Origin of the sequence: Streptomyces sp. NPDC056169 (assembly GCF_042268445.1) — a bacterium.
Classification (GTDB): Bacteria; Actinomycetota; Actinomycetes; order Streptomycetales; family Streptomycetaceae; genus Streptomyces.
Map to the genome: position 1 here is coordinate 225763 of NZ_JBHJUO010000016.1, position 14877 is coordinate 240639.

The 14877-nt window shown below is 71.7% G+C and carries 16 protein-coding genes; 13 read left to right on the forward strand and 3 right to left on the reverse strand.

Annotation, left to right across the window (positions count from 1 at the left end):
• Positions 1-19 precede the first annotated feature (19 nt).
• From ACFC0G_RS27005 to ACFC0G_RS27055, 11 genes are all read left to right on the forward strand, one after another.
• A complete protein-coding gene (locus ACFC0G_RS27005) occupies positions 20-391 on the forward strand; it encodes an FKBP-type peptidyl-prolyl cis-trans isomerase (protein WP_376407585.1) in 372 nt (123 codons plus the stop codon).
• Positions 392-530: 139 nt separating this feature from the next.
• On the forward strand, positions 531-1487 hold the full coding sequence (locus ACFC0G_RS27010) for a helix-turn-helix transcriptional regulator (RefSeq protein ID WP_376407587.1): 957 nt from the start codon (positions 531-533) through the stop codon (positions 1485-1487).
• 16 nt (positions 1488-1503) lie between these two features.
• On the forward strand, positions 1504-2457 hold the full coding sequence (locus ACFC0G_RS27015; protein ID WP_376407589.1) for a helix-turn-helix transcriptional regulator: 954 nt from the start codon (positions 1504-1506) through the stop codon (positions 2455-2457).
• A 75-nt stretch (positions 2458-2532) separates the two neighbouring features.
• Complete coding sequence (locus tag ACFC0G_RS27020) at positions 2533-2796, forward strand: hypothetical protein (RefSeq protein ID WP_056650226.1); 264 nt, start codon at positions 2533-2535, stop codon at positions 2794-2796.
• Between the two features lie 35 nt (positions 2797-2831).
• A complete protein-coding gene (locus ACFC0G_RS27025; protein ID WP_376407591.1) occupies positions 2832-3029 on the forward strand; it encodes a hypothetical protein in 198 nt (65 codons plus the stop codon).
• A 186-nt stretch (positions 3030-3215) separates the two neighbouring features.
• Complete coding sequence (tatA, locus tag ACFC0G_RS27030) at positions 3216-3509, forward strand: Sec-independent protein translocase subunit TatA (RefSeq protein ID WP_376407593.1); 294 nt, start codon at positions 3216-3218, stop codon at positions 3507-3509.
• A gap of 104 nt (positions 3510-3613) precedes the next feature.
• Entirely contained in the window at positions 3614-4522 is a 909-nt protein-coding gene (tatC, locus tag ACFC0G_RS27035) for a twin-arginine translocase subunit TatC (protein WP_376407629.1), read from the forward strand.
• A gap of 42 nt (positions 4523-4564) precedes the next feature.
• Positions 4565-5494, forward strand: a complete 930-nt coding sequence (locus ACFC0G_RS27040; protein WP_376407595.1) for a diacylglycerol kinase — start codon at positions 4565-4567, stop codon at positions 5492-5494.
• Positions 5495-5538: 44 nt separating this feature from the next.
• Complete coding sequence (locus ACFC0G_RS27045) at positions 5539-8364, forward strand: DEAD/DEAH box helicase (RefSeq protein WP_376407597.1); 2826 nt, start codon at positions 5539-5541, stop codon at positions 8362-8364.
• A 176-nt stretch (positions 8365-8540) separates the two neighbouring features.
• Positions 8541-9935 carry a cytochrome P450 gene (locus ACFC0G_RS27050; protein ID WP_376407599.1) on the forward strand — a complete coding sequence of 465 codons (1395 nt, stop codon included), beginning with the start codon at positions 8541-8543 and terminating at the stop codon, positions 9933-9935.
• A gap of 84 nt (positions 9936-10019) precedes the next feature.
• Positions 10020-10829, forward strand: coding sequence for a class I SAM-dependent methyltransferase (locus tag ACFC0G_RS27055; protein WP_376407601.1), 810 nt, complete (start codon positions 10020-10022; stop codon positions 10827-10829).
• A gap of 6 nt (positions 10830-10835) precedes the next feature.
• Here ACFC0G_RS27055 and ACFC0G_RS27060 read toward each other — a convergent pair whose 3' ends face one another.
• Positions 10836-11489, reverse strand: a complete 654-nt coding sequence (locus ACFC0G_RS27060) for a DUF1326 domain-containing protein (RefSeq protein WP_376407603.1) — start codon at positions 11487-11489, stop codon at positions 10836-10838.
• Between the two features lie 199 nt (positions 11490-11688).
• On the opposite strand from ACFC0G_RS27060, the gene ACFC0G_RS27065 reads away from it, so the two are divergent.
• Complete coding sequence (locus ACFC0G_RS27065) at positions 11689-12516, forward strand: DUF2182 domain-containing protein (protein ID WP_376407605.1); 828 nt, start codon at positions 11689-11691, stop codon at positions 12514-12516.
• Positions 12517-12542: 26 nt separating this feature from the next.
• Here the strand turns inward: ACFC0G_RS27065 and ACFC0G_RS27070 are convergent, their stop codons facing one another.
• Together ACFC0G_RS27070 and ACFC0G_RS27075 are read right to left on the reverse strand one after the other, a co-directional pair.
• Positions 12543-12968: an ABA4-like family protein gene (locus tag ACFC0G_RS27070; RefSeq protein WP_376407607.1), complete on the reverse strand. Its 426-nt coding sequence runs from the start codon at positions 12966-12968 to the stop codon at positions 12543-12545.
• Entirely contained in the window at positions 12965-13867 is a 903-nt protein-coding gene (locus ACFC0G_RS27075) for a hypothetical protein (protein ID WP_376407631.1), read from the reverse strand. Before ACFC0G_RS27075 ends, ACFC0G_RS27070 begins: the two co-directional genes overlap by 4 nt.
• Positions 13868-14090: 223 nt before the next feature.
• On the opposite strand from ACFC0G_RS27075, the gene ACFC0G_RS27080 reads away from it, so the two are divergent.
• Positions 14091-14723 carry a MerR family transcriptional regulator gene (locus tag ACFC0G_RS27080; protein WP_376407609.1) on the forward strand — a complete coding sequence of 211 codons (633 nt, stop codon included), beginning with the start codon at positions 14091-14093 and terminating at the stop codon, positions 14721-14723.
• Positions 14724-14877: the final 154 nt, after the last annotated feature.

Consider the following 14877-nt stretch of genomic DNA (forward strand, 5'->3'; position numbering starts at 1 on the left):
CAGTATGAGGAGCAGTTCAGTGAGCATCGAGAAGCCCGAGGTCGACTTCCCGGGCGGCGAGCCGCCGGCGGACCTGAAGATCAGGGACATCTGGGAGGGCGACGGCGCCGAGGCCAAGGCCGGCGCCACCGTCTCCGTCCACTACGTGGGCGTCGCCTTCTCCACCGGTGAGGAGTTCGACTCCTCCTGGAACCGCGGCGAGCCGCTTCAGTTCCGGCTCGGTGTCGGCCAGGTCATCTCGGGCTGGGACCAGGGTGTCCAGGGCATGAAGGTCGGCGGCCGTCGCGAGCTGATCATTCCCGCGCACCTCGCCTACGGCGACCGTGGTGCCGGTGCCAAGATCGCTCCGGGCGAGACGCTGATCTTCGTCTGCGACCTGATGGGCGTCTGACCGGTCATGTCCGGCCGATGACGGCCTCCGAGGGCCCCCGCCATCCGTGGCGGGGGCCCTCGGCTTTTGTCCCGAGACTCCGGGGCGGTACGGTCGGACGTCCGACAAGTGGATCCGGTAAAAGGGGTGCGGGGCGTCGATGGCGATTGCCAAGTCCGAGCGGCTGATGAATCTCGCGCTGTGCCTGCTCGGGACGCGCCGCCCGCTGAGCAAGCGCGAACTCCGCGGCTCCATCGAGGCCTACCTCGAAGCGAGCGGGGACGACGCCTTCAACCGGATGTTCGAGCGTGACAAGGACGACCTGCGCGAGCTGGGCCTCGTCATCGAGACCGTCGAGAACCTGGAGGGCGAGACCGGCTACCTCGCCCGTCGCGACTCCAACCGTCTGCCGCCCATCACCCTCGACGCCGAGGAGGCCGCCGCGCTCGGCCTCGCCGCCAGGGTCTGGCAGCAGGCCCGGCTCGCGGGAGCCGCCAGCGGCGCCCTCCAGAAGCTGCGCGCCGCCGGCATGCCCGAGGCGGAGGACTCGTACGACGTCCAGCCCAGCGCCCTCGAACCCCGCATCCCGGTCCACGAGGCCGCCTTCGAGCCCCTCATGCTGGCCTGCCGCGACCGCCGGCCCGTCGTCTTCGACTACCGCAAGGCCAACGCCGCCCGCCCCGAGACCCGCCACGTCGAGCCCTGGACCCTCGAATGCTGGCGCGGCCACTGGTACCTCGCGGGCTGGGACCGCGACCGGGGCGCCGAGCGCGTCTTCCGCCTCTCCCGGATCACCGGCAAGGTCCGCTCCCGGGCCGGCGCCTTCACCGCGCCCGTGCCCGACGTCGTCACCGTCCGCGAGACCGTCGAGAGCTGGGCGGGGGAGACCGCGACCCGCTCCGCCCGGATCCGGCTGCGCGCGGGCTGCGGCTACCCGCTGCGGGCCCGCGCCCAGTCCGTACAGGTCGGCGACGACGGCTGGGACGAGCTGGAGATCCCGTACGGGCACGGGCTCGACGCCTGGCTCGTCGAGTTCGGCCCGGACGTCGTCGTGAGGGAACCCGCCGACCTGCGGGCGGATGTACTGGACCGGCTGCGCGCCGTGGCCAAGGACTGAGGGGGAGACGTACCGCATGGCTGCCAACGCGATCGACCAGACGAGGCGGATGCTGTCCCTCGTCACCTATCTCCGTGAGCGCCCCGGCGCCCACGTCGCCGACGTCGCGCGCGCCTTCGGCATCACCGAGGACGAGCTGATCTCCGACCTGGACGTGCTGCCCATGTGCGGCACCAGCTTCCGCGGCGGCGATCTGCTCGACATCGACACCGACGGCGACCGGATCTGGTGGCACAACCCCGACGACGTCGCGGAGCCGCTGCGGCTCGCCGCCGACGAGGCGACCGCCCTCCTGGTCGCCGCCCGCGCCGTCGCCACCCTGCCGGGGCTCCGCGAGAGCGACCGGGACGCGCTGGTCCGCGCCACCGCCAAGCTGGAGGCCGCGGCCGGCGAGGCCGCCGGGGCCAGCTCCCGGCTCTCGGTCACCTTCGAGTCCGAGGGCGGCGTCTTCGCCGAGGTCGACCGGGCGATCTCCGAGCGCAGGCGGCTGTGGGTGCGCTACTACTCGCCCGCGCGCGACGAGCTCACCGAGCGCGAGGTCGACCCGATCCGGCTCTTCGCCGTCGGCCACACCTACATGGAGGCGTGGTGCCGGCTCTCCGAGGCGCGCCGCACCTTCCGCCTCGACCGGGTCGTGGAGATCCGGCTCCTCGACGAGCACGCCGCGCCGCCGGAGCTGGAGCTGCGCGACCTCTCCGAGGGTCTTGTCCAGCCCTCCGCCGACGACCCCGAGGTCGTGGTCGAGGTCGGTCCCGGCGGCCGGTGGGTCGCCGAGTACTACCCGCACGACCGGGCGGACGAGCTGCCCGACGGCGGCCTGCGGATCACCCTGCGGACGCCGGACCCCGCCTCGCTGCGGAGGCTCGCCCTCCGGCTGGGCAGCGACGGGCGGATCGTCGCGCCGCGCGAGCTCGCCGACAGTGCCCGGGAGGCGGCGACCGCCGCACTCGCCGCGTACGAGGGCGTGTGACGTTCTCCGCTTCGCGGGCGCTGGTAGGGGTGTAGTCGTAGATGCAGGCGTTGACGTAGCGGTTGCCGTAGAGAGATGAGGGAAATGTCCGTGATGCACGGTCTTGCGGCGACGATGGCCCCGGTCCTCTTCAAAGCGGCCTGCCCCGACTGCCGCTCCCGCTTCGAACTCTCCGCGAGCGCCCTGCGCCTCGCCATCGGGGCCAGTCGGCGCACCACCTTCTACTCCTTCACCTGCCCCGAGTGCGGCAGCTCCGTCCGCAAGCCCGCGGGCGAGCGCATCGTCGAGCTCCTCACCGGCGGCGGCGTCCGCACGCTGCGCCTCCACACCACCGTCTGACCGACCCGTACCCGCTCAAGGTCTAGGCTCTGCCCATGTTCTGGCCCATGCTCGCCATCGCCCTCGGATTCCTCGGCATCGCCGTCCTCGGCGTCCTCGGCATCAAGGTCTTCCTGGAGGTCCAGCGCCTCGGCCGTCAAGTGGCCCGCACCACAGAACGGATCACCCAGGCCGCCGAAGAGCTCGAAACGGCCGCCGTGGGACTGGCCCGAACCGGCGAGACACTGCCCTGAGTCGGTGCCGTACGCTGCACGAAGCGGCCTCGGTCCGGGCTCGTGGGACGCAATCCGGAGTATGCAAGGGCATTGCCTCACGTTTACTCCTGCGGGTTACGATCGCAGGCAGCGCGGTGGCCGGACGCATGTCCGACCCGCCGGGCACCGCACTCCATGTCGCCTCGGTGAAGAAGGTAAACAGCTATGGGTAGGCTCGGCCCCACCGAGATCATTCTCATCCTCGTCGTCATCATTCTCCTGTTCGGCGCCAAGAAGCTCCCTGACATGGCCCGCTCGCTGGGCAAGTCGGCTCGCATCCTCAAGAGCGAGGCCAAGGCGATGAAGTCGGACGACCAGCAGAGCGCCCCCGCCGACCCGCCGCAGGCCGGAACCGGAGCGCAGGACGCGCAGCCCGCGCCGCGCACGATCCAGGCCGCTCCCGGCGACGTGACCAGCTCGCGTCCCGTGACCGAGCCTTCGGACACCACCAAGCGCTGACCCGGTCCGCCGCGGCCGCCGCACCGTGCGGCGGCTGCCGCACGAGATGAGGACGTGGGTTGCCCAAGTCTGCCCGCAAGCAGGAGAAGGATCCCGAGGGCCGGATGCCCCTCGTGGAGCACCTGCGTGAACTCCGCAACCGCCTGGCGAAGGGTCTCCTCGCCATCACCGCGGTGACGATCGTGGCCCTCGTGTACAGCGAGGAGCTGATGCAGTTCCTGTCGGATCCGGTGCCCAAGTGCCCACCGGGCGTCACCAGTGACGGCGGCAACTGCGCGCAGGTCGTCTTCAGCTCGCTGATGGCCCCCTTCAGCACGACGATCCAGCTGTCGCTGACCGCGGGCCTCGTCATCGCCAGCCCCGTCTGGCTCTACCAGCTGTGGGCCTTCGTCGCGCCCGGACTGCACAAGAGCGAGAAGAAGTACACGTACGCCTTCGTCGCCGCGGCCGTGCCGCTGTTCTCCGCCGGCGCCTACCTCGCGTACCTGATCCTCCCCATCAGCGTGAAGGTGCTCATCAGCCTCACGCCCGCCGGCTCGGCGAACCTCCTCTCGCTCGGCGACGTCCTCGACTTCACCCTGCGCATGGTGCTCGTCTTCGGCCTCGCCTTCGAGCTCCCGCTCGTCCTGGTGATGCTCAACCTGACCGGTGTCCTCACCGGTCGCCGCATGGCCGGCTGGTGGCGCGGCGTGATCATGGGCGTCTTCGTCTTCGGCGCCGTCATCACCCCCACCACCGACCCCGTCGGCATGATCGCCCTCGCGGGACCCATCACGATCCTGTACTTCGGGGCCGTCGGCTTCTCGCTCCTGAACGACCGGCGACGCAAGCGCAACAACCCCGACGCCGCTCTCGACGACGACGAGGCCTCCGAACTCGACCTCACCCCCGAGGCCGTCGGCGCCATCGAACCCGTCGGCGCCACGCGGGCCCTGCCCGAGCAGGCCACCGGGCCGGGGGAGACCGGGGCTTCCGCCGCCCACCGGGTCAACGGTTACGACGACATCACCTGATCTTGTAGGGTCCCCCCAGACTCCGTCCGGGGGGACCCCCACATGACCAGCGACATCACTCTCTTCGTCAACCCCACCGCCGGCCGCGGCCGCGGCGCCCACGCCGCGCAACCCGCCGCCCAGGCGCTCAGGGACGCCGGATTCTCCGTCCGTACCCTCCTCGGGCACGACGCCGAGGACGCCCTGCGGCGCGCCCGCGAGGCCGTCGAGACCGGGACCGGCGCCCTCGTCGCCGTCGGCGGCGACGGCATGATCTCCCTCGCGCTGCAGGCGGTCGCGGGGACCCGAACACCCCTCGGGGTCATCGCCGTCGGCACGGGGAACGACTTCGCCCGCACCCTCGGCCTGCCGGTCCGCGACCCGGCCGCCGCCGCCCGCGTCACCGCCGAGCTCCTCAAGGACACCGGCGGGCACGCGATGGACCTCGGGCGGATCACCGCGGCCACCACCACCCGCTGGTTCGGCACCGTCCTCGCCTCCGGCTTCGACTCCCGCGTCAACGACCGCGGCAACCGCATGCGCATCCCCGCCGGACGCTTCAAGTACGACCTCGCCATCCTCGCCGAGCTCGCGGCCTTCCGGCCCGCCCCCTACCGGCTGACCCTCGACGACGGGCGGGTCGTCGAGACGGACGCGACCCTGGTCGCCGTCGGCAACGGCACGTCCTACGGCGGCGGCATGCGGATCTGCGCCGACGCCCGTACCGACGACGGACTCCTCGACGTCACCGTCGTCGGCGACTGTTCCCGCGCCACCCTGATCAAGGTGTTCCCCCGCGTCTACCGCGGCACCCACCTCGACCACCCGAAGGTCACGACGTACCGGGTCCGGTCCCTCACGCTCGACGCCCCCGGAATCACGGGCTACGCCGACGGCGAGCCCCTCGGTCCGCTGCCCCTCGCGGTGGAGTGCGTGCCCGGCGCGCTGCGCGTCCTGGCGCCTCCCGTGGCCCCGGGAGCATTGCCCCGATAAAGATCGCGTCACTGTCAGAGGCGGCGGGTAGGCTCGACAACAAGATGACAGAGGACCTCACACCAGCCGAAGCGTACGCAGCCGCTCTCGCCCGAAACGCCGAGCAGCGGACCGCGCTGGCCCCCTTCCGCGAGATGTACGAATTCGATCTGGACCCCTTCCAGATCGAGGCGTGCCGGGCCCTCGAATCGGGCAAGGGCGTGCTCGTCGCCGCACCGACGGGATCCGGCAAGACCATCGTCGGCGAGTTCGCCGTCCACCTCGCCCTCAGCGAGGGCCGCAAGTGCTTCTACACGACGCCCATCAAGGCGCTGTCGAACCAGAAGTACGCCGACCTCGTCAAGCGGTACGGCGCCGACAAGGTCGGCCTGCTCACCGGCGACAACAGTGTCAACGGTGACGCGCCGATCGTCGTCATGACCACCGAAGTCCTCCGCAACATGCTGTACGCGGGGTCCCAGGCCCTCTCCGGCCTCGGCTACGTCGTCATGGACGAGGTGCACTACCTCTCCGACCGCTTCCGTGGCGCCGTCTGGGAGGAAGTGATCATCCACCTCCCCGAATCCGTCACGCTCGTGTCGCTCTCCGCGACCGTGTCCAACGCCGAGGAGTTCGGCGACTGGCTGGACACCGTCCGCGGCGACACCGAGGTCATCGTCTCCGAGAGCCGTCCCGTCCCCCTCTGGCAGCACGTCCTGGCCGGACGCCGGATGTACGACCTCTTCGAGGAGGAGACCGACCACGGCGGCCGCGGCTCCGCCCGCCGCGAGGTCAACCCCGACCTCGTCCGCCTCGCCCGCTCCGAGAACTCGACGTACAACCCGCGTGACCGGCGCCGCGGCAAGATGATCCGCGAGGCCGACCGCGAGCGCGAGCGCCGCCAGCGGTCCCGCATCTGGACCCCCGGCCGCCCCGAGGTCATCGAGCGCCTCGACGCCGAAGGGCTCCTGCCCGCCATCACCTTCATCTTCAGCCGTGCCGGCTGCGAGGCCGCCGTCCAGCAGTGCCTCTACGCGGGACTCCGCCTCAACAACGAAGAGGGACGTCAGCGCGTCCGCGAGATCGTCGAGGAGCGGACCGCCTCCATCCCCAGCGAGGACCTCCACGTCCTCGGCTACTACGAGTGGCTCGAAGCGCTGGAGCGGGGCATCGCCGCCCACCACGCCGGCATGCTCCCCACCTTCAAGGAGGTCGTCGAAGAGCTCTTCGTCCGCGGCCTCGTGAAGGCCGTCTTCGCCACCGAGACCCTCGCCCTCGGCATCAACATGCCCGCGCGGTCCGTCGTCCTGGAAAAGCTCGTCAAGTGGAACGGCGAGCAGCACGCCGACATCACGCCCGGCGAGTACACCCAGCTCACCGGCCGCGCCGGCCGCCGCGGCATCGACGTCGAAGGCCACGCCGTGGTCCTCTGGCAGCGCGGCTTCGACCCCGGGCACCTCGCCGGACTCGCGGGCACGCGGACGTACCCGCTGCGCTCCAGCTTCCGGCCCTCGTACAACATGGCGGTCAACCTCGTCGACCAGTTCGGCCGCCACCGCTCCCGCGAGCTCCTCGAAACCTCCTTCGCCCAGTTCCAGGCCGACCGCTCCGTCGTGGGCATCTCGCGCCAGGTACAGAAGAACGAGGAGGGCCTGGAGGGCTACCGCGAGGGCATGACCTGCCACCTCGGCGACTTCGAGGAGTACGCGCGGCTCCGCCGCGACCTCAAGGACCGCGAGACGGAGCTGGCCCGGCAGGGCGCCGCACAGCGGCGCGCCCAGGCCGCCGGCTCGCTGGAGAAGCTCAAGCCGGGCGACGTCATCCACGTCCCCACCGGCAAGTTCGCGGGCCTCGCCCTCGTCCTCGACCCGGGCATCCCCGCGGGACGGACCAACGGCCACCGCGGCTTCGATTACCACGACGGGCCCCGGCCCCTCGTCCTCACCGCCGAGCGGCAGGTGAAGAGGCTCGCCTCCATCGACTTCCCGGTCCCCGTCGAGGCGCTCGACCGCATGCGGATCCCCAAGTCCTTCAACCCCCGCTCCCCGCAGTCCCGCAGGGACCTCGCCACCGCGCTGCGCACCAAGGCCGGGCACATCAACCCCGAGCGGCACCACAAGCAGCGCTCCGCCGCCGCCGACGACCGCGAGATCGCCCGGCTGCGCACGGAGCTCCGCGCCCATCCCTGCCACGGCTGCGACGAGCGCGAGGACCACGCCCGCTGGGCCGAGCGCTACCACCGCCTCCAGCGCGACACGCACCAGCTGGAGCGGCGCATCGAGGGCCGTACCAACACGATCGCCCGGACCTTCGACCGGATCGTCGCGCTCCTCACGGAACTCGACTACCTGCGGGGCGACGAGGTCACCGACAACGGCAAGCGGCTGGCCAGGCTCTACGGCGAGCTCGACCTGCTCGCGAGCGAATGCCTCAGGGACCGCGTCTGGGAAGGCCTCACGCCCGCCGAACTCGCCGCCTGCGTCTCGGCGTTGGTGTTCGAGTCGCGCCAGGCCGACGACGCCGTCGCGCCGAAGCTGCCCACGGGCAACGCCAAGGCGGCGCTCGGTGAGATGGTCCGGATCTGGGGGCGTCTCGACGCCCTTGAGGAGGAGTTCAAGATCAACCAGGCGGAGGGCGTCGGCCAGCGCGAGCCCGACCTCGGCTTCGCCTGGGCCGCCTACCAGTGGGCCTCCGACAAGAGCCTCGACGAGGTGCTCCGCGAGGCGGAGATGCCTGCCGGTGACTTCGTCCGCTGGTGCAAGCAGGTCATCGACGTCCTCGGACAGATCGCCGCCGCGGCGCCCAAGGAGAACAGCACGGTCTCCAAGAACGCCCGCAAGGCCGTCGAGTCGCTGCTGCGGGGTGTCGTCGCCTACAGCTCGGTGGGCTGACGACTCCGGTTCCCTTCAGGCCGGTGCCCGTGGCGATCACGCCACGGGCACCGGGCGTTCCGCCCCCTGTGCGCAGGGTTGTCCACAGGGCGTCGTCCACAGGGGTGGCGCCCGGGTCGGCCCTTCCGCTTGCATGGACTCGCACACGGGGAAGGCCAGTTGGGGAGGGGACGCGCATGACCATGCAAGCCGGTCCGGACGCCGGGACACGCGGTGACGCGGCACAGCCGACACCGGGCATCGTCGAAGGCCCCCGAGGGGTGCCCCTCCTCGGGAACCTGCCCGCCTTCGGCAAAGACCCCCTGGCCTTCTTCGAACAGCTGCGGGAGCGCGGCGACTTCGTCCGCTGGCGCTTCGGCCGCGGCCCCGCCCTCTTCATCGCCCACCCCGACACCATCGGCGAACTCCTCACCGAGGTCGAGCGCACCTTCGACCAGCCCGACCTCGGCATCGCCTTCCGCACGCTCCTGGGCAACGGGGTCGTCGTCGCCAAGGGCGCCGACTGGCGGCGCAAGCGCTCCCTCGTCCAGCCCTCCGTCCGCCCCAAGCAGGTCCGCTCGTACGCGACGACCATGACGGAATGCGCCGTCGCACTCGCCGACCGGTGGACCGACGGGCAGCACATCGACATCAAGAAGGAGATGGCCGCCCTCACCCAACTCGTCGCCGTCCGCACCATCTTCGGCGTCGACACCGCCGCAGACGCCGAGGCCATCGGCAAGGCCATGGACATCGCCCAGCAGGAGATCGGCGCCGAGTTCAGCGGCATCGGAGCACTCCTGCCCGACTGGGTCCCGACGCCCGGGCGCGCCCGCATCAAGCGCGCCACCGCCGTCATCGACGCCGAGGTCTCCCGCGTCGTCTCCCGCCACCGCGACGGCGACACCGAGCGCCCGGACCTCCTCAGCCGGCTCCTCGCCGCCCGGGACGAGACCGGCGCGCGCCTCTCCGACCAGGAGATCCGGGACGAGACGGTCACCCTCTACATCGGGGGCCACGAGACGACCAGTTCGACCCTCGTCTGGGCCTGGCACCTGCTCTCCCGCAACCCGCGGGTCCGCGAGGCCCTCACGGAGGAGCTCGACCGGGTCCTCGCCGACCACGAGCCCGGCTACGACGACTACGCCTCCCTCACCTACACCCAGGCCGTCGTCAAGGAGACCCTTCGTCTCTACCCGACGATCTGGCTCCTCACCGGCATCGCCAAGGAAGGCGCCACGCTCGGCGGCACGCCCGTGCCCGCCGGCACCCGCGTCTGGTCCAGCCAGTGGGCCACGCAGCGCGACCCCCGCTGGTACGGCGACGCCGAGGCCTTCCGCCCCGAGCGGTGGCTCACCACGGAGGACGGCGAACCCGCCGAGCACATCCCGGAGTACGCCTGGTTCCCCTTCGGCGGCGGCCCCCGCGTCTGCCTCGGCACCCGCTTCGCCCTCGTCGAGGCCGTCCTGGTGCTCGCCGTCCTGGCCCGCCGCTATCACCTGGACCTCACAACCGACGACATACGCCCGGTCCCGAGCCTCACGCTCCAGCCGGACCGCGAGGTCCTGGCCACGGTCCGCGCGCGGAGCTGACGTACCGGAGCCGACGTAGCGGGGCCGACGTACCTGGGCCGGCGTTCCGAAGGGGCCGGGGCGGGGTGCCGCTATCGTCACCGGATGCCTGAGGATCCCGAGAAGTTCGACACCGCGATGGCCGCCTGGCAGGAGTGGCAGGAGGCCCCCTGGGGCCGCATCCGCTACACGGTCGCCGAGGCGAACCTGTTGCGGCACCTCGACGGCCCCGACGTTCCCGAGGGCGGACGGCCCCTACGGGTCCTCGACCTCGCGGGCGGCGACGGCGGCGACGCGCTGCGCCTCGCCGCCCGTGGCCACCGCGTCACGCTGGTCGACTACGCACCGGCCATGCTGGCCGCCGCGGCCGAACGCGCGGCGGCGGCCGGGGTGTCGGCGCGGATGACCTGCGTCCGCGCCGATGTGACGGCCCTGCCGGCCGACCTCGCGGCCGGGGAGTTCGACGTGGTGCTGTGCCACAACCTCCTGCAGTACGTGGACGACGTGCCGGCCACCCTGGCCGGGGCGCTCGCGCCGCTGAAGGACGGCGGGCTGTTCTCCCTGATGGCGGTCAACCGGCACTCGGCTCCCCTGAACATCGCCGTCCGCGAGATGGACCCCGCGGCGGCACTGGCCGCACTGGACAGCGACACGTTCCGGACCGCGATGTTCGACTCGGAACTGACGCTCCACACGGCGGAGGAGCTCGCCCCGGTCCTCCGGGACCTCGGGTGCCGGGACGTGCGGCACTACGGCATCCGCGGCTTCTGCGACTACATCACCGACGACGCGCGCAAGTACGACAAGGACTACTACGACGCCCTGGAGCGCCTGGAACTCGCCACCACCGCACGACACCCGTACCCCCACACGGCCCGCCTCTTCCAACTGACGGCCCGGAAGGGGACCGTCTGAACCCGGCTAGTCAGGTCCGGTCCAGTCGAAGGTGATGTGCTTGCTGGACCGGCCTTCGCGGCTCCACAGGAAGCCGTGGGCGTCGGCGTGGTCCATCGTCGAGCGGCCCCAGGTCGCGACCTGGCCCGGTCCGGTCTCGGCACCCGGCAGGTTGGTCGACTGGACGCGCGCGCCCTCCGGGGTCGTGGGTCCCGTGAGCGCGACCGCGCTCGCCTCGACCCGGCCCGGTACCACGGCCCGCCAGTTCGCGAGGTCGTCGGCGACCTCGATCTCGATGGGGGCGAACTCCATGCCGCGCATTTCGGCGCCCATCATGCTCACCATCTCGGCGGGCCAACTGCCCGCCTGCCCGCCGAAGATCATCTGAAGTGCCTCGCGCTGGGGGTCGTCGGCGCGCTCGTCGACGAAGACCGCGGCGTACGCGTCCGTGTGCTCGGCCCAGATGTTGCCGACGAACGAGGCCACCATCAGCACGTTCAGGCCGTCCAGCCGTACGTCACCGTAACGGCCCTCGCGAATGTGCCAGGCCAGGATGCCGTCGCAGTCTCCGTAGGTGGGCAGCTGTGCGAACGAGCAGGGGCAGGGCACGTTGCACTTGCAGGTGTCGAACCAGTCGCCCGCCGCGTGCCACCGGGGAACTGCCGCCGTCGTCTCGGACATCTCCCTGCCTCCTCGTGACCGTGCCGGGACGTCGGTCTCGGGAGGACGGCGGAGCCCCCGGGAACCATCGCCGGCCCACGCCCGGGTCGTACAGGTATTCATCCCGATTGTCCCACCGGAAGGGTTGCCCGGAGGAGGTGTGTGCCGCGTACACACGTTCCCGCGCGCATGTGCAGGTCCGCCGTGATGTGCTGGAGGTGTGCGCCTCGACCGGAAGGCCCTGTCACCGCCTCTGCGTCCGGCGAATCTCCTGTCGGCCCGGCAGCTCGCGTTCGCCTGGTCCGTGATGGCGTCGATCGCCGTCCTCGCCTGGGTGCTGGTGGTCGACCAGGCCCGTGACATGGGGGTCGAGCCGGGAACCATGGGCATGGATCTCCCGCTGTTCCTGCTGCTGTGGCTGGTCATGATGATCGCCATGATGTTCCCGTCGGTGGCCCCGGTCGCCCTCACCTGGGCGCGGGCCATCGGGCGCCAGTCGGCCACGGGCGTCGTGCGGGTGGCTCGTACCGCCCAGTTCGCCGCCGGGTACCTGCTGGCCTGGACGGCCTTCGGTCTGATCGCCTACGGGCTCCTCGCCGGGACCGGCGCCCTGGTGGACGAGCACCCGGGCGCCGGGCGCTGGATCGGCGCCGGGGCCTTCCTGGTCGCCGGGCTGTACCAGTTCGGCCCGTGGAAGGACCTCTGCCTGCGGCACTGCCGGAGCCCGATGGGGCAGCTCGTGCGCTACGCGGGCTTCCGGCCCCGGGCCCGCGATCTGCGGGTCGGGGCGCACCACGGGGCGTACTGCGTGGGCTGCTGCTGGGGGCTGATGGTCGTGCTCGTCCCGCTGGGCGTCATGAACGTCCTGGCGATGGCCGCGGTGGCCGTGGTGATCTTCGTGGAGAAGCTCTGGCGGCTCGGCCCCGTCTTCTCGCAGGTCGTCGGGGCCGCCTTCCTCGTCCTCGCGGTCCTGAGCCTCTTCCAGCCCTGGCTGCTGCCGGGCCTGATCCCGCCGCAGTCGCCCATGACGGAGATGCTCCGCACCTAGCCGAATCCTTCGGGCCGCCACGGGCCCTAGTCCGCACGCCGTGTCTTCCAGGCCCGCAGCGCCAGGAACGGGGGGAGGGCGACGGGGGAGAGGAGGATCGTCAGGAGGAGCAAGGGGGCCATCAGGAACGGGGAGAGGGCGAGGCGGCGGGCCTCGCGGTACATCCACTGGCCGAGGAGCAGGTCCCAGGCGATGACCTGCGCCCAGACCGCGGCGGCGCCGTTCGCGAGGGCCGTCAGTTCGCGGAACGTGTCGAGGTCGGGGCTGCTGACCGCCGTCCACAGCTCCGGCAGGACGGGGGCGGCCAGGACGGCCCAGACCGCGAGGAGCGGGAGGACGGTCAGGGGTGAGGCGGCGACGCGCTCGGTGACCCGCCATGCCGGCGCGACGATCATCAGGAACCAGACGGGTGCCGCGAGGAGGAACGTCAGCTCGAAGAGGAAGCCGGTCACGCCGGGACCTCCTCGGTACGGGCAGGGGCAGGGGCGGGGGTGCGGAGGGAGAGCGCCGTGGCGGCCGCGCCGAGCAGGACGATCGCTCCCGCCGCGGCGAGCGTCACGCCGTCGGGCGAGAACAGGGCCTGGCCGCGCAGCGCCTGCCAGGTCAGCAGGGCGAAGGTCGCCGCGTACACCCCCGCGGCCGTGAGCGTGAGCCGCAGCTTCACCCGCTCGTCGGCGAGCCGGGCGACGCGCGGCGCGAGAGCGGCCAGGACGAGCAGGAGCAGCGGGAGCAACTGGAGCGCGTGCATGCCGAAGAAGTGAGGGATGCGCAGGTCGCCGCCGGTGGTCGACCAGCCGGTCAGCGGCATCGAGGGGCCGCCGTCCGGGACCCCGACGCTGTGGGCGCCGGTGATCGGGGAGTCGTCGACCGCCAGCTGTTCCGGGGTCGGGGACGTCATCAGGAAGCCCACGGCGGCGCCCGCGAGGGCGAGGAACGAGGAGAGGCGGACGGCCCACGCCGTGGCACGGTCGAGGATCCGGGCGCGCAGCAGGAGAACCGCGATGACCAGGGCACTCAGCCACAGGATGACGATGCTGGCTCCCATGATCTGGAACACGGCGTTGTCGAAGGGCGTCGCGTGGTTGAAGTGGCTCTGGGTGCCGCGGACCGCCTGGAGGGTGATGAACACCATCTCGATCAGCAAGGCGACGGCGACGACGGTTCCGGCCCACCAGCCGACGCGGTGGGCGCGGGCGGGCGGGGCGAGCAGGGAGAGCATCCAGGCGAGCGAGAGCGTGTAGGCGATCAACGCGATCGAGAACTTGAGCGGCTTGGTCCAGATCGGCACGCCGACCAGGATCCGGTCGTCGACGACCAGGCCGACGGCGGAGACGAGGGCGAGGACGGCCATCGAGCCGGCGAACCAGACCAGCGGTCGGTGCAGCCGGGCGAGCGGCCGGAGCATGGACGTGCCGAGCGAGGGCCTGCTGGGAGAGGGCCTGCTGAGTGAGGACATACGGATCCCCCCGTGGGAATTATGGATAGTGGCACTCGCCGCTATCTGATAGCGCCACTATCTATGATGGAGGTGTCGGTCGGCAAGGCCGTTGAAGGACGGGAGAGGTGAACACGCGGTGCGCATCGGAGAATTGAGCCGCAGGACCGGGGTATCCGTACCGACGATCAAGTTCTACGTACGGGAAGGGCTGCTGCCGGCAGGTGAGCTGACGAGCCCGAACCAAGCCTCGTACGGGGAGACGCACGTCCAGCGCCTGCGCCTGATCAGGGCGCTCCTCGACGTGGGCGGCCTGTCGGTCGCGGGGATCCGTGACGTGATCGTGGCGGTCGACGACCCCGAGCGGCCGTTGCACAAGGTGCTGGGCGCCGCGGCGAACCGGATCGTGCCGCGCTACGACCGCGAGCAGGACGCCGGGATCGAGGAGGCGCGGAAGAGCGTCGCGGAGCTGATCGCCGCGCGCGGTTGGCGTGCCTATCCGGACAACCCGGCGGGGGAGGCGCTGGCGACGGCCCTCGCGGCACTGGAAGACGTCGGCCACGGCGGCTTCGCCGAGGTCCTGGACGTCTACGCGGACGCGGCGGAGCAGGTGGCGCGGGCCGACCTGGAGTACGTGGCGCACCATGTGGCGCGCGAGGAGCTCGTGGAGAGCGTCGTCGTCGGCACGGTCCTCGGCGACGCGATCTTCGCGGCGATGCGGCGGCTGGCCCACGTGGACGCCTCGGGCCGCGTCTTCGGCCGCGCGACGTAACGCGGAGGGGAGGCGCGGAGGGGGAAACGCGGAGGGGGAAACGCGGAGGGGGGTGGGGGGGGGGGGCCCCCCCCCCCCCCCCCGGGGGGGGGGGCGGGCGGGGGGGGGGGCGGCGGCCCCCCCGGCGGGGGAAAAGGGCGCGGGAAGAGGAAGA

Excerpts from the sequence above, each read along its gene's own strand:
- ACFC0G_RS27075 (WP_376407631.1), bottom strand. The coding sequence starts at position 13,867 with ATGGCCGTCCTCGCCCTCGTCTCCGCCGTCGGCCTGGTCGTCGACGAC.
- ACFC0G_RS27060 (WP_376407603.1), bottom strand. The coding sequence starts at position 11,489 with ATGTCCGAGACGACGGCGGCAGTTCCCCGGTGGCACGCGGCGGGCGAC.
- ACFC0G_RS27015 (WP_376407589.1), top strand. The coding sequence starts at position 1,504 with ATGGCTGCCAACGCGATCGACCAGACGAGGCGGATGCTGTCCCTCGTC.
- tatC (WP_376407629.1), top strand. The coding sequence starts at position 3,614 with ATGCCCCTCGTGGAGCACCTGCGTGAACTCCGCAACCGCCTGGCGAAG.
- ACFC0G_RS27050 (WP_376407599.1), top strand. The coding sequence starts at position 8,541 with ATGACCATGCAAGCCGGTCCGGACGCCGGGACACGCGGTGACGCGGCA.
- tatA (WP_376407593.1), top strand. The coding sequence starts at position 3,216 with ATGGGTAGGCTCGGCCCCACCGAGATCATTCTCATCCTCGTCGTCATC.
- ACFC0G_RS27020 (WP_056650226.1), top strand. The coding sequence starts at position 2,533 with ATGAGGGAAATGTCCGTGATGCACGGTCTTGCGGCGACGATGGCCCCG.
- ACFC0G_RS27045 (WP_376407597.1), top strand. The coding sequence starts at position 5,539 with ATGACAGAGGACCTCACACCAGCCGAAGCGTACGCAGCCGCTCTCGCC.
- ACFC0G_RS27040 (WP_376407595.1), top strand. The coding sequence starts at position 4,565 with ATGACCAGCGACATCACTCTCTTCGTCAACCCCACCGCCGGCCGCGGC.
- ACFC0G_RS27025 (WP_376407591.1), top strand. The coding sequence starts at position 2,832 with ATGTTCTGGCCCATGCTCGCCATCGCCCTCGGATTCCTCGGCATCGCC.
- ACFC0G_RS27010 (WP_376407587.1), top strand. The coding sequence starts at position 531 with ATGGCGATTGCCAAGTCCGAGCGGCTGATGAATCTCGCGCTGTGCCTG.
- ACFC0G_RS27055 (WP_376407601.1), top strand. The coding sequence starts at position 10,020 with ATGCCTGAGGATCCCGAGAAGTTCGACACCGCGATGGCCGCCTGGCAG.